Below are 21565 nucleotides of genomic sequence, written 5' to 3'. Positions count from 1 at the left end.
ATCTCACAGGCCTTCGAAATCGAGCTCGACACCGGCCTGCTGCTGGACGATACGCTCAAGCATTTCACCCAACTGCTCTTCACTCTTGTCGCACATCCAGCGCTCGCTTTCTTCGTCGTAGTCGAAGTGGAAACCACCGGACACCGCCGCCAGCCACAGCTGACGCAGCGGCTCCTGACGACTGAAGATCAACTGGCTGCCGTTCTCGAACTTGACGGTCAGCACACCGGCCGAGCTTTCGAGGTCGATATCCAGGTCGCTGTCGTCAAAGATGTCCTCCAGGGTTTGCTGGGTGGCATCGACCAGGTCGTGGAAACGCGCTTCGGACAAACTCATTACGGCAACCTCAAAAAGTGTCTGATCAGGCTCAAGCGCCGCAAGATACGACCGAGCCTCGTCGATTGCAAAGGATAATGACCAAGCGGCCGTCTGTGGGAGCGGGCTTGCTCGCGAAAGCGGTGATTCAGTCAACAAAGAGGCTGAATGTGCTGGCCCCTTCGCGGGCAAGCCCGCTCCCACGGGGATTGCGTGATACCAACCGGTATCGGCCCAACCCCCGCCGGACGGGCGGTCCGTTGCATAGGCAAGCTGCCGGGTGGCCGGTATACTCCGGCGCAATTAATGCATTTTCAAGGATTTCGCCATGAAGCGCCTGATCTCTTCCCTTGCTGCGCTCCTCGCGGTTGCCTGCCTTGTGTCGGCCTGCGGTCAAAAAGGCCCGCTGTACCTGCCCGATGAAGACCAGGACCCTGTCGAGCAAGCCAAGTCGTCGCAGCAGCAGCCTGCCTCCAAAGCACACAAGCACGACGTCTACCAATAATAAGGGAACCTCATGGACGCTTTTAACTACCGTGACGGTGAACTGTTCGCGGAAGGTGTTGCCCTGTCTGCCATCGCCGAGCGCTTTGGAACACCGACCTACGTTTACTCGCGCGCACACATCGAAGCCCAGTACCTGGCTTATGCCGATGCGCTGGCTGGCACGCCGCACCTGGTGTGCTTCGCAGTCAAGGCCAACTCCAACCTGGGCGTCCTGAATGTCCTGGCGCGTCTGGGCGCCGGTTTCGACATCGTCTCCCGTGGTGAACTGGAGCGAGTACTGGCCGCTGGCGGCAGCGCCGACAAGATCGTGTTCTCCGGCGTCGGCAAGACCCGTGACGACATGCGTCGCGCCCTGGAAGTCGGCGTGCATTGCTTCAACGTCGAATCCACCGACGAGCTCGAACGCCTGCAAGTGGTCGCTGCCGAACTGGGCGTTCGTGCGCCGATTTCGTTGCGCGTCAACCCGGACGTCGATGCCGGCACCCACCCGTACATTTCCACCGGTCTGAAAGAGAACAAGTTCGGCATCGCCATTGCCGACGCCGAAGACGTGTACGTGCGTGCCGCGCAGCTGCCGAACCTGGAAGTGGTCGGCGTCGATTGCCACATCGGCTCGCAACTGACCACCCTGCCGCCGTTCATCGACGCTCTCGACCGCCTGCTGGGCCTGGTCGACCGCCTCGGCGATTGCGGCATCTACCTGCGCCACATCGATCTCGGTGGTGGCCTGGGCGTGCGCTACAAGGACGAGGAGCCGCCACTGGCTGGCGACTACATCAAGGCCGTGCGTGAACGCCTCGACGGTCGCGACCTGGCGCTGGTGTTCGAGCCGGGCCGCTTCATCGTCGCCAACGCCGGTGTATTGCTGACCCAGGTCGAATACCTCAAGCACACCGAGCACAAAGACTTCGCCATCGTCGACGCCGCCATGAACGACCTGATCCGTCCGGCGCTGTACCAGGCCTGGATGGACGTCACGGCCGTGCGCCCGCGTCAATCGGCAGCCCGCGCCTACGACATCGTCGGCCCGATCTGCGAGACCGGCGACTTCCTGGCCAAGGATCGTCAGCTGGCCCTGGAAGAAGGCGACCTGCTGGCCGTGCATTCGGCCGGTGCCTACGGGTTTGTCATGAGTTCCAACTACAACACCCGCGGCCGTACCGCTGAAGTGTTGGTGGACGGTGATCAGGCATTTGAAGTGCGTCGCCGTGAAACGGTAGCCGAGTTGTTTGCTGGCGAAAGCCTGCTGCCGGAGTAAAACCATGCTGCTGCGTTTTACCAAGATGCACGGCCTGGGCAATGACTTCATGGTCCTCGACCTGGTCAGCCAGCACGCGCACATCCTGCCCAAGCATGCCAAGCAATGGGGCGACCGGCACACCGGCATCGGTTTCGACCAGTTGCTGATCGTCGAGGCACCGAGCAATCCGGACGTGGATTTCCGCTACCGGATCTTCAACGCCGACGGTTCCGAAGTGGAACAGTGCGGCAACGGTGCGCGCTGCTTCGCCCGTTTCGTGCTCGACAAGCGCCTGACCGCAAAACGGCTGATTCGCGTCGAGACCAAAAGCGGCATCATCGAGCTCGACGTGCGTAACGACGGCCAGATCAGCGTGAACATGGGCGCCCCGCGCCTGGTGCCGGCGGATATTCCGTTCCAGGCACCGGAGCAGGCCCAGAGTTATCAGGTCGACGTCGACGGCACCCCGGTCGATCTGGCCGCCGTGTCCATGGGCAACCCCCATGCCGTGCTGCGGGTTAGCGATATCAACAACGCGCCGGTGCATGAACTGGGACCGAAAATCGAACATCACCCGCGCTTCCCGGCGCGGGTCAATGTCGGTTTTCTCCAGGTCATCGACCGGAGCCGCGCGCAGTTGCGCGTCTGGGAGCGTGGAGCCGGGGAAACCCAGGCTTGCGGAACCGGCGCCTGTGCCGCCGCAGTGGCCGCGATCAGCCAGGGGTGGATGGATTCGCCGCTATTGATCGACCTGCCTGGCGGGCGCTTGTCCATCGAATGGGCGGGCCCTGGCCAGCCGGTGATGATGACCGGCCCGGCAGTGCGCGTATACGAAGGACAAGTGCGTCTTTGAGTGAGCGAAACCTATGACAGACAAGCCCCAGGTACCCGCACGACAAGCTGACGAATCACCGTCCGAAAGCCTGGAGGCGGCGGCTGTTGCCGCGTACCTGGAGGCTCATCCGGACTTCTTCGTCGAGCACGAAGAGCTGCTCCCGTCATTGCGTATTCCCCATCGACGCGGCGATACCGTGTCGCTGGTGGAGCGTCAGATGACCATCCTGCGCGACCGCAACATTGAACTGCGTCATCGCCTGTCGCATTTGATGGACGTGGCCCGGGACAATGACCGGCTGTTCGAAAAGACCCGTCGCCTGATCCTCGCGCTGATGGACGCCGCCAGCCTGGAAGACGTGGTGATGTGCGTCGAAGACAGCCTGCGCCAGGAATTCCAGGTGCCCTTCGTCAGCCTCATCTTGCTCGGCGACAACGCCATGCCGGTGGGCCGCTGGGCCACTCACGCCGAAGCGCAAGTGGCCATCGGCGGCTTGCTCTCGGAAGACAAAAGCGTCAGCGGCAGCCTGCGCGAGCATGAACTGGACTTCCTGTTCGGCGAAGAACAGCGCAAGCAGATCGGCTCCACCGCGGTCGTCGCCATCAGCTACCAGGGCATCCACGGCATCCTGGCCATCGCCAGCCGTGATCCGCAGCACTACAAAAGCTCGGTGGGCACCTTGTTCCTGAGCTACATCGCTGAAGTCATGGGTCGCGTGCTGCCACGGGTCAACAATTCCCTGCGCTCGGTACGCTGAACATGGAACGACAACTGGACGCTTACTGCGAACACCTGCGCAGTGAGCGGCAGGTGTCGCCGCACACGCTGTCGGCCTACCGCCGCGACCTCGACAAAGTGCTCGGCTGGTGCGTCAAACAGAACATCGGCAGCTGGGCGACGCTGGACATCCAGCGCCTGCGCAGCCTGATTGCCCGCCTGCACGCCCAAGGGCAATCGTCCCGCAGCCTGGCGCGCTTGCTGTCGGCCGTTCGCGGGCTCTATCACTACCTCAATCGCGAAGGCCTGTGCGACCACGATCCGGCCAATGGCCTGGCGCCGCCGAAAGGTGAACGCCGCCTGCCGAAAACCCTCGACACCGACCGCGCCCTGCAACTGCTGGAAGGTGGTGTGGAGGATGACTTTCTGGCACGTCGGGACCAGGCGATTCTGGAGTTGTTCTACTCTTCCGGGCTGCGGCTGTCGGAGCTGACAGGACTCAACCTCGATCAGCTCGACCTCGCCGACGGCATGGTCCAGGTGCTCGGCAAAGGCAGCAAGACCCGCCTGTTGCCAGTAGGAAAAAAAGCCCGCGAAGCGCTGGAGCAGTGGCTGCCACTGCGGGCCATGGCCAACCCGGCGGACGATGCGGTGTTCGTCAGCCAACAGGGGCGACGTCTCGGCCCTCGGGCGATCCAGGTGCGGGTCAAGGCTGCCGGCGAGCGCGAACTGGGGCAGAACCTGCATCCGCACATGCTGCGGCACTCCTTCGCCAGCCATCTGCTGGAATCCTCCCAGGACCTGCGCGCGGTGCAGGAGCTGCTCGGGCACTCGGACATCAAGACCACCCAGATCTACACCCACCTGGACTTCCAGCACCTGGCCACGGTCTACGACAGCGCCCACCCAAGGGCCAAACGCATTAAGGGCGACGATTCATGAGCATTCAGTTGATCACCTTCGACCTCGACGACACCCTGTGGGACACCGCACCCGTCATCGTCAGCGCCGAAGCCATATTGCGTGCATGGCTGACCGAACATGCGCCCAACCTCGGGGCGGTACCGGTGGAACATTTGTGGGCGATACGCGAACGCATCCTGAGCATCGAGCCGAACCTCAAGCACCGCATCAGCGCCTTGCGCCGGCGCGTGTTGTTCCAGGCCCTGGAAGAAGCCGGATATCCCCATGCTGAAGCGTCGGACCTGGCCGATCAGAGTTTCGAAGTGTTTCTGCACGCCCGGCATCAGCTGGAAATATTTCCGGAGGTGCAACCGACCCTGGAGTTGCTGGCCAACCATTACGCCCTCGGCGTGGTCACCAATGGCAACGCCGATGTGCGTCGACTGGGGCTGGCGGACTACTTCAAGTTTGCGTTGTGCGCCGAAGACATCGGCATCGCCAAACCCGATGCGCGGCTGTTCCATGAAGCCTTGCAACGCGGCGGCGCGACGGCTGATACGGCGGTGCATATTGGCGATCATCCGGGCGATGACATTGCCGGTGCGCAACAAGCGGGGATGCGGGCGATCTGGTTCAACCCGGCGGGCAAGGTCTGGGAGGCGGACCGACTGCCGGATGCGCAGATTGGCAGTCTGACCGAGTTACCAGCGTTGTTGGCGCGGTGGAACAAGGCTTCGGCCTGACACAAAACCTGTGGGAGCGGGCTTGCTCGCGAATGCGGTGTACCAGTCGACATTGATTTTGGCTAACACGACGCCTTCGCGAGCAAGCCCGCTCCCACAGTAGATTGTGTTCAACCCGAAAGTTTTGTTCCGGGCATGAAAAAGCCCGCAGCGACGGCGGGCTTTTTCAGCAAGCGGGTAGCAGGCTCAGATAGGCCGGCTGCCGTACTTGTTATCCGGCTTCTTGGGAGGATCGGCGACCACATTGGCCTCCACTTCCTGCACCTTGCCACCACGCGCAAGGAACTCTTCCATGGCCTTGGCCAGGGCATCGCGTTCCTTGTTCTTGGCTTCGACACTCGGCAGCTCATCGACCGATACCGCTGCCTTGGCCTTGCCTTTGGCGGTCGGAACCGGCGCATCACCGACGTCGTCTTCAGCGACGTCTTCCGCCGCTGCTTCCAGACCTTCTTCGGTTTCGTCGTCGTCGCCTACTTCGAGGTCGTCGTTTTCCAGATCATCGTCGCTCATGTTCTACCTCATGACTTGCGAAAAGCAGATTAGTTATAGCCCAGCTTTGCCCTCTGTCGAAGGCTGCCGGAAAAAAATCAACAGCCGCTGCTGACCAGCGGTTATGCCTCTTCACCGTGCACGGTGGCGAGGACTTTACGGGCACCGCCATGATCGCGGTGCTCGCCCAGGTAAACGCCTTGCCAGGTTCCCAACGCCAGCCGGCCTGCCGAAATCGGCAAACAGAGCTGACAGCCAAGCACGCTGGCCTTGAAGTGCGCCGGGAGGTCGTCCTGGCCTTCGTCGTTATGCTCATAGCCGTCTGCTCCTTGTGGGATCAGACGATTGAAAAACCGTTCGAAGTCGCGACGTACCGCCGGATCGGCGTTCTCGTTGATGGTCAACGACGCCGAGGTATGCTGCAGCCACAAATGCAACAGACCGACCCGACACGCCTTGAGTTCAGGCAGGCCGGCGAGTAACTCGTCCGTTACCAGGTGAAAGCCCCGGGGCCTCGCCCGCAAGGTAATCAGAGTCTGTTGCCACATACAGTTCTCCGCACGTTCGGGGCGCATTCTAGCGCGCTCTGGGAAAAAACAAAGGCCCTAATATTCCTTCAATCCTGTAAGCCTTCGACCGCACAAAAACACCCGACGTAAACATCCTAAAACCTGTAGGAAAAAACCTTTCAGTTCACCCTTCAATGACAAATTTCAGACAAAAAAATGCCCGGCAAGCCGGGCAAGTTTTTTATGCGCGTGCTTACAAGTTGTAGCCGCGTTCGTTGTGAAGCGCCAGATCGATGCCGACCGCCTCTTCTTCTTCATTGATGCGCAGACCCATGACCGCATCCAGCACCTTGAGGATGATGTACGTGGCGATCGCGGTGTAGATCACCGTGAAACCTACGCCTTTGCACTGAATCCACACTTGTGCGGCGATGTCGGTCACGGTGCCGAAGCCACCCAGGGACGGCGCGGCGAACACACCGGTCAGGATTGCACCGAGGATACCGCCGATACCGTGTACGCCGAAGGCATCCAGGGAGTCGTCATAGCCGAGCTTGCGTTTCAGGGTGGTGGCACAGAAGAAGCACACCACGCCAGCCGCTAGCCCGATGACCAGTGCGCCCATCGGGCCAACGGTGCCGGCAGCCGGGGTAATTGCCACCAGGCCGGCAACCACGCCCGAAGCGATGCCCAGTGCGCTAGGTTTGCCATGGGTGACCCACTCGGCAAACATCCAGCCCAGCGCAGCTGCGGCAGTCGCGATTTGCGTGACCAGCATCGCCATACCGGCGGTACCGTTGGCCGCAGCGGCGGAACCGGCGTTGAAACCGAACCAGCCGACCCACAGCATGGCCGCACCCATCAGGGTATAACCGAGGTTGTGCGGTGCCATCGGCGTGGTCGGGAAGCCTTTGCGCTTGCCCAGCACCAGGCAGGCAATCAGACCGGCCACACCGGCGTTGATGTGCACCACGGTGCCGCCGGCAAAGTCCAGAACGCCCCAGTCCCACATCAGGCCGCCGTTGCCGGACCAGACCATGTGCGCAATCGGCGCGTAAACCAGGGTGAACCAGATGCCCATGAAGACCAGCATCGCGGAGAACTTCATCCGCTCGGCGAAGGCACCGACGATCAGCGCCGGTGTGATGATGGCGAAGGTCATCTGGAAGGTGATGAACACCGCTTCAGGGAACAGCGCCGCAGGACCGGTCAGGCTGGCTGGCGTGACACCGGCAAGGAATGCCTTGCCCATGCCGCCGAAGAACGAGTTGAAGTTGACGACGCCCTGCTCCATGCCGGTGGTGTCGAACGCGATGCTGTAGCCATAGATGACCCACAGGACGCTGATCAGACCGGTAATGGCGAAGCACTGCATCATCACGGAAAGAATGTTTTTCGACCGGACCATGCCGCCGTAGAACAGCGCGAGGCCGGGAATGGTCATGAACAGCACCAAGGCTGTAGAGGTCAACATCCAGGCAGTGTCGCCAGAGTTGAGGACCGGGGCCGCCACTTCGTCTGCCGCCAAAGCAAGGCTGGGCATTACGATGGACAACAGGGCTCCTAGCCCTGCGAATTTACGCAGAGTCATATTGTTTTCTCCTGGGGCGTTGGGTTTGTGGCGGCTTAGATAGCGTCGGTATCGGTTTCGCCGGTACGGATGCGAATCGCCTGTTCCAGATTGACCACGAAGATCTTGCCGTCACCGATCTTGCCGGTGTTGGCCGCCTTGGTGATGGCCTCGATTACCCGGTCCAGATCCTTGTCGTCGATGGCGACGTCGATCTTCACCTTGGGCAGGAAATCGACCACGTATTCCGCGCCGCGATACAGCTCGGTGTGCCCCTTCTGCCGGCCAAAGCCTTTGACTTCAGTGACGGTAATGCCCTGCACGCCGATCTCGGACAGCGACTCGCGTACGTCGTCCAGCTTGAACGGCTTGATGATGGCAGTGACTAGCTTCATGAAAACTCTCTCCCGAATTGGTGGACTTGCCCCAGGAAAACAAACCCGTCTCAAGTCTAAGCGCAGTGCCTGGCTTTGTAACGCATCGTCGGCCTTACCTGCCCGTCCGACGCCAGCTAACCGCTCCTTGCGAAGCACTCCCCGTGATTCGCCTGGCGCACTGCATTCGTCACAGCGACTGCATCAGTGCATGGGTCACCAGCATCTAAGCAGAAAGCTTGCCATCTCCACAAAACTGACTGTTTTCAAGTCTTTACCGGCGGATGGCGGATACTTCGCGACAACACCCGGCACGTTACGCACAACAACGGTGCGATGCCGCCCGTCCCGATGCGCGAAAACCGTGCACCCTTTGCCCGCGCAAATGACTATAGACACTGCGTGATACACTGCCCGTCATTGTTTCCAGGACATTGCCCATGCTCGCGCCAAAAGACTTCCTCGACGCCCTGACCGGCACCGCCTCCCGCCTCTTCAGCGGTGACACGCCGCTGCCGAAAGCCGAAATCGAAAGCCAGTTCAAAATGTTGCTGCAGAGCGGCTTCAGCAAACTGGATCTGGTGAGCCGGGAAGAGTTCGATAGCCAGATGGTTGTACTGGCTCGCACGCGGGCGCGGCTGGAGGCTCTTGAAACGAAGGTCGCGGAGATGGAAGCGAAGCTCAATCCGCCAACCGAGTAACCCATCAATCCCGCTTTGAAACACAGCCCCCTGTAGGAGCTGCCGAAGGCTGCGATCTTTTGATCCCAAGCCCCGCAAAAATCCCGGCAACGTCCTACAAACATCACACCGCCGTCCGATTGCGTCGCCAGGTATCCGGTCTCTAAGCTCATCACCGCTGAATGTTCAGCACTGGGTTTGGCGACCTGGAAAAACCCCGACGCACTACGACCACATTCGAAATAGGGAATTTTTCCCCATCTTGAGTTATGGCAACTGTGCGTGGGAGACCTTAGGGTCTGCCGGTTTTTCGGGCGTCACCGGTTCGCCAACCCGCGCATGGCTGCCACCCTTTTCGTTTGGCGACGATCAGAGGCAGTTTCTCTTCACTCGACCCCGAGAACTGCACGATGGAAGAAAACTACCTAACCCCCCACATCTTCACCCGCCACAAACGCCACCTCCACGCCCTCCTAATACAAAACCAACCTTGGTTCAGCGCCCGCGACCTAGGCCGATTACTACGCATTCACCTCAACGACCGCCAAGTCCAAAAACTCGATCCCGACCAATACCAAACCACCCAAAACTTCATCTACGGCCGCATCGAAAACACCCTGCTGATCAGCGAATCCGGTGTCTACGCCATGCTCGTCTACCACTACTGCCCCGAATACCGAGCCTTACGTGAATGGCTCACCCACGAAGTCGTCCCCGCCCTGCGAGATGCCCAACACCCCACCACAACCGAACGCCCACAACTGAGCCTGCTCAACTGGCCGGAAATGTCGTTGAGCTTGCTGCACTGGAATAACCAGCCGTGGATTCGGTTGCGGGATGTGCCGCAGATGCTGCCTGACCACGAACGACCACAGCATGCGGTGAGCGAGCCGTGGTGGAGGCGAGCTTCGCGGGTACTGCAACCGCGCTGAGCCCAAAGAAGTCACTCATGTGGCGCCCACCCTGTGCAGAAACAGACCGAGCGGTGAATGACCTGTGGCGAGGGAGCTTGCTCCCGCTGGGTCGCGAAGCGGCCCCAAAAGAGGGACGGCTACGCCGTCCAACGGGAGCAAGCTCCCTCGCCAAAGGGTGGTGACTGTCGGTCTCGCAACATCCGGTGAATATTTGCCGCCCCAGCCACCACACCGCAACGCCCTCCCACGACTACCCTTCAAAAACCCGCAGGAAGCGGTGCTCTTCAACTCAAGGAACGCCCATGTCCCTCTCCATCGTCCACAGCCGCGCCCAGGTCGGCGTGGAGGCGCCTGCCGTCACCGTAGAAGTTCATCTGGCCAACGGCCTGCCATCCCTGACCATGGTCGGCCTGCCCGAGGCGGCGGTGAAGGAAAGCAAGGACCGGGTGCGCAGTGCGATCATCAATTCGGGGCTGCAATTTCCGGCGCGGCGAATCACGCTGAATCTAGCGCCGGCGGATTTGCCCAAGGATGGCGGGCGCTTCGATCTGGCGATTGCCCTGGGGATTCTTTCGGCCAGCGTGCAGGTGCCGACGCTGACACTGGATGACGTGGAGTGTTTGGGGGAGTTGGCCCTGTCAGGTGCGGTACGGGCAGTTCGAGGGGTGTTGCCGGCGGCGTTGGCGGCGCGCAAGGCCGGGCGCTGGCTGATGGTGCCACGAGCGAACGCTGAGGAAGCGTGCCTGGCATCGGGACTGAAAGTGATTGCTGTCGACCACTTGCTGGAGGCCGTCGCGCACTTCAACGGGCATACACCGATCGAGCCTTATGCATCCGATGGACTGCTCTGCGCCAGCAAACCTTATCCCGACCTGAATGAAGTGCAAGGGCAGCTGGCGGCCAAGCGTGCGCTGCTGATTGCGGCTGCAGGCGCTCACAACCTGCTACTCAGTGGTCCCCCGGGGACCGGAAAAACCCTGCTGGCGAGTCGTTTGCCAGGGCTGCTGCCGCCGCTTACCGAAAGCGAGGCGCTGGAAGTGGCAGCGATTCAATCGGTCACCAGTTGTGTGCCCTTGCGTCACTGGCCACAGCGCCCCTTTCGCCAGCCCCATCACTCCGCCTCCGGCCCCGCTTTAGTGGGTGGCGGCTCGAAACCGCAGCCGGGTGAAATTACCCTCGCCCACCACGGCGTCCTGTTTCTTGATGAGCTTCCCGAGTTTGAACGCAGAGTATTGGAAGTCCTGAGGGAGCCGATGGAATCCGGGCATATCGTGATCTCGCGAGCGAAAGATCGCGTGCGCTTTCCGGCACGCTTCCAGTTGGTGGCGGCAATGAATCCGTGTCCCTGTGGATATCTTGGCGAGCCAAGCGGGCGATGCTCCTGCACGCCGGACATGGTGCAGCGTTATCGCAACAAGCTGTCGGGACCGTTGCTCGATCGCATCGACCTGCACCTGACTGTCGCCCGGGAAGCCACGGCATTGAATCCCAAAGTGAAGCCAGGCGAAAACAGCGCCAGTGCTGCGGTGCTTGTCGCCGAGGCTCGTGAGCGCCAGCAGAAGCGCCAGGGTTGTGCCAATGCGTTTCTCGATCTGCCGGGTCTGCGCCGGCACTGCGAGTTATCCACAGCCGATGAGCACTGGCTGGAATCCGCCTGTGAACGACTGACCCTGTCGCTGCGCTCGGCGCACCGTTTGCTCAAGGTGGCACGGACGCTGGCGGACCTGGAACAGGTTGATGCGATCAGCCGTGAGCATTTGGCGGAGGCGTTGCAGTATCGGCCGGCCACGCAGTAAGTATCGAAACCGAGTCGCGCCCTTCGCGGGCAAGCCCGCTCCCACAGGTTCGGCGTCGTTTTTCCTGTGGGAGCGGGCTTGCTCGCGAAGACTAATTCAGCCGCACCTCAACGAAAGCGGTCAACCCCAGAGCGCAAAACCGCCGCTAGCCTCTCCTGCGGCTTCACCATTTCAGCTCAAGTGCACGACATCCGGCAATTCCATGGACCGGACTTCGTTTTGCAGAAAATCGCTGAGCCGGCGCATGCGTTCGCCGCCGGGACGGGTTTTCGGCCACACGAGGTAGTAACACAAGCCGCTGGCCACCGCTGTCGGCCACGGTAGGCTCAAGCGTCCCTGGGCCACGTCCTCCGCGACCATCAGCAGATCGCCCATGGACACGCCATAGCCTCGCGCAGCGGCAATCATGCCCAGTTCCAGGGTATCGAACACCTGCCCGCCCTTGAGCGACACCTGTTCGGCCAGGCCCATGCGCTCCAGCCAGTTGCGCCAGTCGCGGCGGTCCGGCGTCGGGTGCAGCAACTCGGTGTTGCTCAGGCGCTCGACATCCCAAGGCTGGTCGCCCCGTAGGTTGGGCGCGCCAACCGGGATCAACTCCTCGGGGAACAGGTAGCTCGCCTCCCAGTCCGGAGGGAAATGTCCGTTGCTTAACAGCACCGCACAGTCGAACGGCTCGTCGTTGAAATCCACGGAATCGACGTCCATCCACGCACTGGTCAACTGCACTTCGTTGCCCGGCTGCAGATGGCGGAAGCGACTGAGGCGTGCCAGCAACCAGCGCATGGTCAGGGTCGACGGGGCTTTCATGCGCAGGATGTCGTCTTCGGCGCGCAAGGTATTGCAGGCGCGCTCCAGGGCGGTGAAGCCCTCGCGAATACCCGGCAACAGCAATCGGGCCGACTCGGTCAGTTGCAGGTTGCGACCACTGCGGTGAAACAAGCGGCAGGCAAAGTGCTCTTCGAGCGTACGAATATGTCGGCTGACCGCACTCTGGGTAATCGACAGTTCTTCGGCCGCACGGGTAAACGAACTGTGCCGCGCCGCCGCTTCGAATGCGCGCAGGGCATACAAGGGAGGAAGACGACGGGACATTGGGAATACTCCTACTGCGGGGTTCGCCTACCCTAGCAGAAACGTCTCCAGCATGAGTTTAAATCATGCGATCCATCCTTATTATCCCTTTGTGCAAACCACGCAGAGCGCCGAGAATCAGTGCTTTCCTGTCCCCTTTGATATTCGAGCGTGATGACCATGCAGCATCCAGCACGTACAGAACTCTGGGCCATCCTGCGGCTGGCGGGGCCGCTGATTGCCTCGCAGTTGGCGCACATGCTGATGGTCCTCACCGACACCCTGATGATGGCGCGCCTGAGTCCCGAGGCGCTGGCCGGTGGCGGGCTCGGCGCGGCGACCTATTCGTTCGTGTCGATCTTCTGCATCGGCGTGATTGCTGCCGTCGGCACTCTGGTGGCGATACGTCAGGGAGCCGGTGACATTCTCGGGGCGACCCGGCTGACCCAGGCCGGGTTGTGGCTGGCATGGCTGATGGCGCTGGTCGCCGGTTTGCTGCTGTGGAACCTCAAACCGGTGTTGCTGCTGTTCGGCCAGACCGAAAGCAATGTCCAGATGGCCGGGCAGTTCTTGATCTTCCTGCCGTTCGCCCTGCCCGGCTACCTGAGCTTCATGGCCCTGCGCGGGTTCACCAGCGCCATTGGCCGTGCGACACCGGTGATGGTCATCAGCCTGGGCGGGACCGTGGCCAACTTCCTGCTCAACTATGCGCTGATTACCGGCATGTTCGGCCTGCCGAAGCTGGGGCTGATGGGCATCGGGCTGGTCACGGCGATTGTCGCCAACCTGATGGCCCTGGCGCTGGCGTGGCACATTCGTCGGCATCCGGCTTATGAGGCCTATCCGCTGCGTCAGGGCCTGTCACGCCTGAACCGCCAGTACCTGAAGGAGTTGTGGCGTCTGGGCCTGCCGATTGGCGGCACCTACGCAGTGGAAGTCGGGCTGTTTGCCTTCGCCGCGCTGTGCATGGGCACCATGGGCAGCACGCAACTGGGTGCCCACCAGATCGCCCTGCAAATCGTCTCGGTGGCGTTCATGGTGCCGGCGGGGATTTCCTACGCGATCACCATGCGCATCGGTCAGCACTACGGCGCCGGGCACCTGCTGGATGCGCGGCTGGCCGGGCGGGTCGGCATTGCGTTCGGGGCGGCGGCGATGCTGGGTTTCGCCATGGTCTTCTGGCTGTTGCCGAATCAGTTGGTCGGTCTGTTCCTCGATCATAACGACCCGGCGTTCCGCGATGTCATCAACCTCGCCGTAAGCCTGCTGGCGGTGGCGGCATGGTTCGAGCTGTTCGACGGCACGCAAACCATTGCCATGGGCTGCATCCGCGGGCTCAAGGATGCCAAGACCACGTTCCTGGTGGGCCTGGGTTGCTATTGGTTGATTGGCGCTCCGGCGGCGTGGTGGATGGCGTTCCACCTGAACTGGGGGCCAACGGGTGTCTGGTGGGGCCTGGCGCTGGGGCTGGCGTGTGCGGCGGTGAGCTTGACGCTGGGGTTTGAGTGGAAGATGAAGCGGATGATTCGGCGCGAGCCTTCGGTACAAGGCAGTTTTCAGGTAATTCAATCGGATTAGGGTCAAAAGATCGCAGCCTTCGGCAGCTCCTACAGGGCTGCGATCTTTTAAATGGCCTCGACGATGCTCTGTTGGTCAGAGCCAAACATCAGATATTCCACCAACTCGGCCAGCGGCAATGGCTTGCTGATCAAATACCCCTGCACCTGATCGCACTCGAACCCACGCAGCAGATCCAGTTGCTCCGGTGTTTCCACACCTTCGGCGACCACCTCAAGGTTGAGGTTGTGCGCCAGGTTGATCATCGCGTGGACCAGTTTGCGGTTCTCCTCACGCTGTTCCATGCCGCCGACAAAGCTCTTGTCGATCTTCAGCAAAGTGATCGGCAGGCTGTTGAGGTGCACGAACGACGAGAACCCGGTGCCAAAGTCGTCGAGGGAGAAGCGCACACCGAGGCGCCCGAGGGCGTCCATGGTCTGCTTGACCAGGTCGCTGCGGCGCATGACCGCCGTTTCGGTCAGTTCGAACTCCAGCCACTGCGCCTCGACACCGCGCTCGGCAATCAGGCGACTCAGGGTCGAGAGCAACTGACTGTCCTGGAACTGCCGGAACGATAGGTTGATCGCCATGTGCAACGGCGGCAAACCCAGCTCAAGCAGCGCCTGCATGTCGCGCAGGGCCCGGGAAATCACCCAGTAGCCCAGCGGCACGATCAGGCCGCTTTGCTCGGCCAGCGGCACGAATTCGCTTGGAGGCAGCAAGCCGCGCTCGGCATGGCGCCAGCGCACCAACGCTTCGAGGCCGACGATCTGCCCGTCTTCAAGGTTCAGGCGTGGCTGGTAGTGCAATTCCAGCTCATCGCGGCGCAGTGCCCGGCGCAGTTCGGTTTCGAGGTCGGCGATGCTGCGGGCGTTGCGATTGATGCGCTCGTTGAAAATGTGAAAGGTGCAACCTTGCGTGCTTTTGGCCTGCTGCATGGCGATGTGCGCGTGCCACATCAGCGGGTCCGCGCCGGCCTGGGCCCGGGCGTAAGCGATGCCCAGGCTGGAGCCGATCAACAGGCTTTCGCCGTCGATCCAATAGGGCTCGGCCAGCGCTTCGCTGATGCGCTCGGCCATCCACTCGGCACGCTGGGGAGCGCGACGGGTGTCGATCAACAGCGCGAATTCATCGCTGCCCAGGCGTGCCAGTTGATCGCCGGCTTCAAGCTGGCTCTTGAGCCGCGCCACCACTTGCAGGATCAGGCGGTCACCGGCCTGATGGCCGAGGGCGTCATTGGCATAACGAAAGTTGTCGAGGTCGAGATGACCGAGGGCCAGGCCGCGACCGTCGTTTTCCGCCAACCGCGCCGTCAACAGGGTCTGAAATCCCTGGCGATTGGCGATACCGGTGAGCGGATCTTGCTCGGCCAGGCGTTGCAGGGTGTTTTCCAGGACGCCACGTTCGCGCACATGGCGCAGGCAACGGCGCAACATGCCCGGATCGAGATGATCGCGCACCAGCCAGTCACTTACACCGTCGGGCGGGGTCAGCGGCTCATGGTCGAGCAGCAACACCGTCGGCAGGCTGCAACGGCCCGGCGCCGGTTGAAGTTGCGGGATGGTCAATAACACCGCGCTGCGGTTGTCATCGAACAGGCTGCTGACCGACTCCCAACTCGGCGCGCTGATGAGCACGGCCGAGCTCCCCATCGGAGCCAGACACTCGCGCAACAACGCTGCCCACGCTGGCTCTTCGGCCAGTAGCAGCAAACGCAAGGGTTCGACAGGCGTAGACAAGCTAGCTCCCTAGACTCTGCAAAGATGTAGGCGACGGGCATTATGCCGTCCCGATGACCAATGACAATGACATCAGTTATCAAAACGAGCCCTTTGTATCCGGAATTACGAACATTAGCCGCAAATTCGTTGCGCATCCTGCGTGAAAGTAACAAAACCGGCAATTACAGATAGCGCGGTACGTCACAAGTCGGACAGAGCAGCACAATTCGCTGAGCCTGTTAAAATGCCGGCCCATTTCGTGACTGACTCCTGAATTTACCTATGTCCCGACTCAATCCCCGGCAGCAAGAAGCCGTGAGCTACGTCGGCGGCCCTCTTTTGGTGCTCGCCGGTGCAGGCTCCGGCAAGACCAGTGTGATCACGCGCAAAATCGCGCACCTGATCCAGAACTGCGGCATCCGCGCCCAGTACATCGTCGCCATGACCTTTACCAACAAGGCCGCCCGCGAGATGAAGGAACGGGTCGGCACCCTGCTGCGTGCCGGTGAAGGTCGCGGGCTGACGGTCTGCACCTTCCACAACCTGGGCCTGAACATCATCCGCAAGGAACACGTGCGGCTGGGCTACAAACCGGGCTTCTCGATCTTCGACGAGACCGACGTCAAAGCCCTGATGACCGACATCATGCAGAAGGAATACTCGGGCGACGACGGTGTCGACGAGATCAAGAACATGATCGGCGCCTGGAAAAACGACCTGATCCTGCCGGCCCAGGCCCTGGAAAACGCGCGCAATCCCAAGGAGCAGACCGCCGCCATCGTCTACACCCACTACCAGCGCACGCTCAAGGCGTTCAACGCAGTGGACTTCGACGACCTGATCCTGCTGCCGGTGAAGCTGTTCGAAGAACACGCCGACATCCTGGAAAAGTGGCAGAACAAGGTGCGCTACCTGCTGGTCGACGAATACCAGGACACCAACGCCAGCCAGTACCTGCTGGTGAAAATGCTCATCGGCAAACGCAACCAGTTCACCGTGGTGGGCGACGACGACCAGTCGATCTACGCCTGGCGCGGTGCCCGCCCGGAAAACCTGATGCTGCTCAAGGAAGACTACCCGTCCTTGAAAGTGGTGATGCTGGAGCAGAACTACCGCTCCACCAGCCGCATCCTGCGCTGCGCCAACGTGCTGATCTCGAACAACCCCCACGAATTCGAAAAGCAGCTGTGGAGTGAAATGGGCCACGGCGACGAGATCCGCGTGATCCGCTGCCGCAACGAGGACGCCGAGGCCGAGCGTGTGGCCATGGAAATCCTCAGCCTGCACTTGCGCACCGACCGCCCGTACAGCGATTTCGCGATCCTCTATCGCGGCAACTATCAGGCCAAGCTGATCGAGCTGAAATTGCAGCACCACCAGGTGCCGTATCGTCTTTCCGGCGGCAACAGCTTTTTCGGCCGCCAGGAAGTGAAAGACCTGATGGCCTACTTCCGCCTGATCGTGAACCCGGATGACGACAACGCCTTCCTGCGGGTGATCAACGTGCCGCGTCGCGAGATCGGCTCGACCACGCTGGAGAAGCTCGGTAACTACGCCACCGAGCGCAAGATCTCGATGTACGCCGCCACCGACGAAATCGGCCTGGGCGAGCATCTGGACAGCCGCTTCACCGATCGCCTGTCGCGCTTCAAGCGCTTCATGGACAGGGTGCGCGAGCAGTGCGCCGGCGAAGACCCGATCTCGGCCCTGCGCAGCATGGTCATGGACATCGACTACGAGAACTGGCTGCGCACCAACAGCTCCAGCGACAAGGCCGCCGATTACCGCATGGGTAACGTCTGGTTCCTGATCGAGGCGCTGAAGAACACCCTGGAAAAAGACGAAGAAGGCGAAATGACCGTCGAGGACGCCATCGGCAAACTCGTCCTGCGTGACATGCTCGAGCGTCAGCAGGAAGAGGAAGACGGTGCCGAAGGCGTGCAGATGATGACCTTGCATGCGTCCAAGGGTCTGGAATTCCCCTACGTGTTCATCATGGGCATGGAGGAGGAAATCCTCCCGCACCGTTCCAGCATCGAAGCCGACACCATCGAAGAAGAACGTCGCCTGGCCTACGTGGGCATCACCCGCGCCCGCCAGACCCTGGCCTTCACCTTCGCGGCCAAGCGCAAGCAGTACGGAGAGATCATCGATTGTGCGCCAAGCCGCTTCCTCGATGAGTTGCCACCGGACGATCTGGCCTGGGAAGGCAACGACGACACACCGACCGAAGTCAAAGCCGTGCGGGGCAACAACGCATTGGCAGATATACGCGCGATGTTAAAGCGCTAGAATTGACCACTTTTATATGACCTTCGGCGCACAGGCGCCAAAAGAGGACAGCTTCATGGAAGCCCTGCACCAGAAAATTCGCGAACAAGGCATTGTGCTTTCCGACCAGGTCCTGAAGGTCGACGCCTTTCTGAACCACCAGATCGACCCGGCCCTGATGAAGCTGATCGGCGACGAATTCGCCACGCTGTTCAAGGACTCGGGCATCACCAAGATCGTCACCATCGAAGCCTCGGGCATCGCCCCGGCGATCATGACCGGCCTGAACCTCGGTGTGCCGGTGATCTTCGCCCGCAAGCACCAGTCCCTGACCCTCACCGAAAACCTGCTGTCGGCGACCGTTTACTCGTTCACCAAGCAGACCGAAAGCACCGTGGCCATCTCCCCGCGCCACCTGACCAGCAGCGACCGCGTGCTGATCATCGATGACTTTTTGGCCAACGGTAAGGCGTCCCAGGCGCTGATTTCGATCATCAAACAGGCCGGCGCGACCGTGGCGGGCCTGGGCATCGTGATCGAGAAGTCGTTCCAGGGCGGCCGTGCGGAGCTGGATTCGCAGGGTTATCGCGTGGAGTCGTTGGCTCGCGTGAAGTCGCTGGCAGATGGTGTCGTGACCTTCATCGAGTAAGCCCGCTCCCACATTTGATTTATGTTGGCTGTAATTGCGCGGTGGCCTTCAGGCCAGTGAGCAGCAACCGCTGATACAACTCCTCCTTCAGCCCCTCCGGGTTGGCCAGCCGCATGCGTTCCAGATGCCCCGGGAACGCTGCTGCCTCTGGCGCATCCAGCGCTGCCTTGCCCAGCTCCAACACCTCGCTCAGCTTGAACTTGCTCTTGAGCCAGTTCAGCGCCCGCAACACATCTCGCTCGACCTCGGTGAAATCACAGCCCAGCGGATACTCCGGAAAAAGCCGCGGATGCTGCACCTGGATCTCCTGCAACCGTTGCGGACTGTTATCGGTAAAGCGCGGATCGAGACGGAAGCCCTTGGGCAGTTTGCCGACCTTCTGCGCCTGTTCAATCAAGCCCGACTGAAAACGCGAGTCGCTGATATTGAGCAAGGCCTCGATCACTGCCGCATCGGTTTTGCCGCGAAGATCGGCGATGCCATATTCGGTGACCACCATGTCCCGCAAGTGCCGGGGAATCGTACAGTGGCCATACTCCCAGACGATGTTCGAGCTGACATCACCGCCAGACTCACGCCAGCTGCGCAGCAGCAACACCGAGCGCGCGCCTTGCAGCGCATGCCCCTGAACCACGAAGTTGTATTGCCCGCCTACGCCGCTGAGCACACGTCCGTCTTCGAGCTGATCCGCCACCGCGGCACCGAGCAAGGTCACGGTGAACGCGGTGTTGATGAACCGCGCATCCAGGCGCTGCAAGCGCTTGAGTTCTTCCTGCCCGTAGAGCTCGTTGATGTAGCTGATGCGGGTCATGTTGAATTCGAGCCGCTTGCTTTGTGGCAATTCGCGCAAGCGTTCGTAGTAGCTGCGCGGACCAAGGAAGAAACCGCCGTGCACCGAGATGCCATCGGTTTGCGCAGCCTCGTCGAGGGTGCCGGCATTCGCTTGCTGCTGGGTCGTCACGTCCGGATAAACTTTGCGCCGCACGATTCCGGCATCGGCCAGTACCAACAAGCCGTTCACGAACATTTCGCTACAGCCATACAGGCCTTTGGCGAACGGTTCGATACCGCCCTCGCGTTCGATCAGTTGCGCCCAGTGGCTGAGGTTTGCGTCGGCCAGCAACGCCTTGTAAGCATCGTTGTCCGCTTGCCGCGTCAGCAGCGCCGCCGTCAGCGCATCGCCCATGGAACCGATGCCGATCTGCAAGGTGCCACCATCACGCACCAGGGTGCTGGCATGCAAGCCGATGAAATGATCCTGACACCCCACTGGCATGTTCGGTGTGGAAAACAGTGTGGTGTGGTCTTTCTCATCGATCAGCAGGTCGAAGGTGTCGATGCCGAGCTCCGCATCGCCGGGCATGTAAGGCAGATCGTTGTGCACCTGGCCGACCATCAGGATGGTTTCTCCGGCGGCGCGACGCTTGGCGATCATCGGCAACAGGTCGAGGGTGATGTCGGGGTTGCAGCTCAGGCTCAAGCGGTCGGGATGCTCGGCATGGCTGGCCACCAGTTGCGCCACCAGGTTCAACCCGGCGGCGTTGATGTCCCGCGCCGCATGGCTGTAGTTGCTGCTGACGTAATCCTGCTGCGCCGTGGCACTGTTGAGCAGGCTGCCGGGCTGCATGAAAAATTGCTGGATGTGGATGTTGCCCGGGAGTTGATCGCGACGCAGGTCGGCGAGGAAATCCAGCTCCGGATAATCGCCGAAAACCCGCTCGACAAAGGGTTCGAGGAAGCGCTTTTGCAATCCGTCGCCCAAGGGCGGGCGGCCCAGGCACAACGCGGTGTAGATCGTCAGCCGCCGCTCGGGCAACTGTGCGATTCGTCGATACAGCGCGTTGACGAAGTGATTGGGTTTGCCCAACCCCAGAGGCAGGCCCATGTGGATATGCGCCGGCAACCTTGCCAGGACGTCATCGACTGCCTGTTCGATAGAGCACAGCTGAACCATCGGATCCTCCCTCACGTTCCATGACTTGGGTTTGGACCGAGATTGCCGGGTCTTTGCTGCAATGAACAGCCTGTATCGGCCAACCGCCCGACACAAATACCTTGTAGCTCGCGATGGTCGTCAACGATAACGCGGCGAGCCTGACACCCCACGGCGCCTTCAAATTCTTCGCGAGCAAGCTCGCTCCTACAGGGATTGGGGGCACAAAAAAACCGTCCGAAGACGGTTTTTTGCGGAAGATCTGGCGCTTATTTCAGGCCGGACATCTTCTGGATGGCGCCTTTGAGCTCGGCATCGGAGCAGTCGGCGCAAGTGCCTTTAGGCGGCATCGAGTTGATACCAGTAATGGCCTTGGCCAGGATGCCGTCGAGGCCGCCCTGGTGATCGGCGCGTTCTTTCCAGGCGGCAGCATCACCGATTTTCGGTGCGCCCAACAGGCCTGAACCGTGGCAAGCGTTGCAATGTTTTGCAATCACTTCATCCGGTGTTTTTGCACCGCCACCGCCACCGGCGGAAGCGGCCACTTCCATGCCCTTGCACTCTTTACCCTGAACACAGACCTGGCCGACTGGCTCAAGGCGTTTGGCGATATCGTCGTTGGTCGCAGCCTGAGCGCTGACACTGACAGCCCATAGGGCCAATACGGTTGCTGGTGCAGCCAGCATTTTCATAATTAGGTTCACGCGTTCACCCTCAATGGTGGCTAGTCACGCCTACGGCCACGGTTCGCAGGCGGGCGCAAGTATAGCG

General features: G+C 61.2%; 21 protein-coding genes. 12 read left to right on the top strand and 9 right to left on the bottom strand.

Annotated features, from left to right (window positions below; translation table 11 throughout):
* Positions 1-3: 3 nt before the first annotated feature.
* On the bottom strand, positions 4-336 hold the full coding sequence (gene cyaY, locus KW846_RS01355; protein ID WP_007980802.1) for an iron donor protein CyaY: 333 nt from the start codon (positions 334-336) through the stop codon (positions 4-6).
* A gap of 307 nt (positions 337-643) precedes the next feature.
* On the opposite strand from cyaY, the gene KW846_RS01350 reads away from it, so the two are divergent.
* The 6 genes from KW846_RS01350 to KW846_RS01325 are packed head-to-tail and all read left to right on the top strand — an operon-like array spanning position 644 to position 5260.
* On the top strand, positions 644-820 hold the full coding sequence (locus tag KW846_RS01350; protein ID WP_007980804.1) for a lipoprotein: 177 nt from the start codon (positions 644-646) through the stop codon (positions 818-820).
* A 12-nt stretch (positions 821-832) separates the two neighbouring features.
* Positions 833-2080 (top strand): diaminopimelate decarboxylase, encoded by a 1248-nt coding sequence (lysA, locus tag KW846_RS01345; protein WP_218481086.1) that lies wholly within the window; start codon positions 833-835, stop codon positions 2078-2080.
* Positions 2081-2084: 4 nt separating this feature from the next.
* A complete protein-coding gene (dapF, locus tag KW846_RS01340; RefSeq protein ID WP_007980808.1) occupies positions 2085-2915 on the top strand; it encodes a diaminopimelate epimerase in 831 nt (276 codons plus the stop codon).
* A 13-nt stretch (positions 2916-2928) separates the two neighbouring features.
* Positions 2929-3654 carry a DUF484 family protein gene (locus KW846_RS01335; RefSeq protein WP_218481085.1) on the top strand — a complete coding sequence of 242 codons (726 nt, stop codon included), beginning with the start codon at positions 2929-2931 and terminating at the stop codon, positions 3652-3654.
* Between the two features lie 2 nt (positions 3655-3656).
* Positions 3657-4556, top strand: a complete 900-nt coding sequence (gene xerC / locus KW846_RS01330) for a tyrosine recombinase XerC (RefSeq protein ID WP_218473146.1) — start codon at positions 3657-3659, stop codon at positions 4554-4556.
* On the top strand, positions 4553-5260 hold the full coding sequence (locus KW846_RS01325; RefSeq protein ID WP_218481084.1) for an HAD family hydrolase: 708 nt from the start codon (positions 4553-4555) through the stop codon (positions 5258-5260). Before xerC ends, KW846_RS01325 begins: the two co-directional genes overlap by 4 nt.
* Positions 5261-5446: 186 nt before the next feature.
* Here the strand turns inward: KW846_RS01325 and sutA are convergent, their stop codons facing one another.
* From sutA to glnK, 4 genes are all read right to left on the bottom strand, one after another.
* Positions 5447-5770 (bottom strand): transcriptional regulator SutA, encoded by a 324-nt coding sequence (gene sutA, locus KW846_RS01320; protein WP_218481083.1) that lies wholly within the window; start codon positions 5768-5770, stop codon positions 5447-5449.
* Between the two features lie 101 nt (positions 5771-5871).
* Complete coding sequence (locus KW846_RS01315; RefSeq protein ID WP_015097344.1) at positions 5872-6297, bottom strand: secondary thiamine-phosphate synthase enzyme YjbQ; 426 nt, start codon at positions 6295-6297, stop codon at positions 5872-5874.
* 214 nt (positions 6298-6511) lie between these two features.
* Complete coding sequence (locus KW846_RS01310) at positions 6512-7849, bottom strand: ammonium transporter (protein ID WP_102699675.1); 1338 nt, start codon at positions 7847-7849, stop codon at positions 6512-6514.
* A 35-nt stretch (positions 7850-7884) separates the two neighbouring features.
* Positions 7885-8223: a P-II family nitrogen regulator gene (gene glnK / locus KW846_RS01305; protein WP_002555808.1), complete on the bottom strand. Its 339-nt coding sequence runs from the start codon at positions 8221-8223 to the stop codon at positions 7885-7887.
* 419 nt (positions 8224-8642) lie between these two features.
* Here glnK and KW846_RS01300 point away from each other — a divergent pair, with 419 nt between their 5' ends.
* The 3 genes from KW846_RS01300 (at position 8643) to KW846_RS01290 (ending at position 11592) form a co-directional block, all read left to right on the top strand.
* Positions 8643-8903 carry an accessory factor UbiK family protein gene (locus tag KW846_RS01300; protein ID WP_007980822.1) on the top strand — a complete coding sequence of 87 codons (261 nt, stop codon included), beginning with the start codon at positions 8643-8645 and terminating at the stop codon, positions 8901-8903.
* A gap of 389 nt (positions 8904-9292) precedes the next feature.
* Positions 9293-9814, top strand: a complete 522-nt coding sequence (locus KW846_RS01295; RefSeq protein WP_218481082.1) for a Bro-N domain-containing protein — start codon at positions 9293-9295, stop codon at positions 9812-9814.
* Positions 9815-10098: 284 nt separating this feature from the next.
* Positions 10099-11592, top strand: coding sequence for a YifB family Mg chelatase-like AAA ATPase (locus KW846_RS01290; protein ID WP_218481081.1), 1494 nt, complete (start codon positions 10099-10101; stop codon positions 11590-11592).
* A gap of 171 nt (positions 11593-11763) precedes the next feature.
* On the opposite strand, the gene KW846_RS01285 is transcribed toward KW846_RS01290, so the two are convergent.
* Positions 11764-12684 carry a LysR substrate-binding domain-containing protein gene (locus KW846_RS01285; RefSeq protein ID WP_218481080.1) on the bottom strand — a complete coding sequence of 307 codons (921 nt, stop codon included), beginning with the start codon at positions 12682-12684 and terminating at the stop codon, positions 11764-11766.
* Positions 12685-12843: 159 nt separating this feature from the next.
* Here KW846_RS01285 and KW846_RS01280 point away from each other — a divergent pair, with 159 nt between their 5' ends.
* Positions 12844-14241 carry a NorM family multidrug efflux MATE transporter gene (locus KW846_RS01280; RefSeq protein ID WP_218481079.1) on the top strand — a complete coding sequence of 466 codons (1398 nt, stop codon included), beginning with the start codon at positions 12844-12846 and terminating at the stop codon, positions 14239-14241.
* Between the two features lie 47 nt (positions 14242-14288).
* Here the strand turns inward: KW846_RS01280 and KW846_RS01275 are convergent, their stop codons facing one another.
* Entirely contained in the window at positions 14289-15959 is a 1671-nt protein-coding gene (locus KW846_RS01275) for a bifunctional diguanylate cyclase/phosphodiesterase (RefSeq protein WP_218481078.1), read from the bottom strand.
* A gap of 264 nt (positions 15960-16223) precedes the next feature.
* On the opposite strand from KW846_RS01275, the gene rep reads away from it, so the two are divergent.
* Positions 16224-18233 carry a DNA helicase Rep gene (rep, locus tag KW846_RS01270; RefSeq protein ID WP_007975144.1) on the top strand — a complete coding sequence of 670 codons (2010 nt, stop codon included), beginning with the start codon at positions 16224-16226 and terminating at the stop codon, positions 18231-18233.
* A 55-nt stretch (positions 18234-18288) separates the two neighbouring features.
* Positions 18289-18861 carry a xanthine phosphoribosyltransferase gene (locus KW846_RS01265; RefSeq protein WP_007975145.1) on the top strand — a complete coding sequence of 191 codons (573 nt, stop codon included), beginning with the start codon at positions 18289-18291 and terminating at the stop codon, positions 18859-18861.
* A gap of 19 nt (positions 18862-18880) precedes the next feature.
* Here KW846_RS01265 and KW846_RS01260 read toward each other — a convergent pair whose 3' ends face one another.
* Together KW846_RS01260 and KW846_RS01255 are read right to left on the bottom strand one after the other, a co-directional pair.
* On the bottom strand, positions 18881-20815 hold the full coding sequence (locus KW846_RS01260; RefSeq protein ID WP_218481077.1) for an acetyl-CoA hydrolase/transferase C-terminal domain-containing protein: 1935 nt from the start codon (positions 20813-20815) through the stop codon (positions 18881-18883).
* A 248-nt stretch (positions 20816-21063) separates the two neighbouring features.
* The gene (locus tag KW846_RS01255; protein WP_033047925.1) at positions 21064-21486 is read right to left on the bottom strand and encodes a cytochrome c5 family protein; all 423 of its coding nucleotides are present in this window, start codon (positions 21484-21486) and stop codon (positions 21064-21066) included.
* Between the last annotated feature and the right edge of the window lie 79 nt (positions 21487-21565).

It is taken from the genome of Pseudomonas sp. PDM32, from assembly GCF_019219225.1.
Lineage (GTDB): Bacteria > Pseudomonadota > Gammaproteobacteria > Pseudomonadales > Pseudomonadaceae > Aquipseudomonas > Aquipseudomonas laurylsulfatiphila.
Note: the sequence above shows the minus strand (reverse complement) of the source record. Positions and strands in the feature narration are given on the sequence as shown.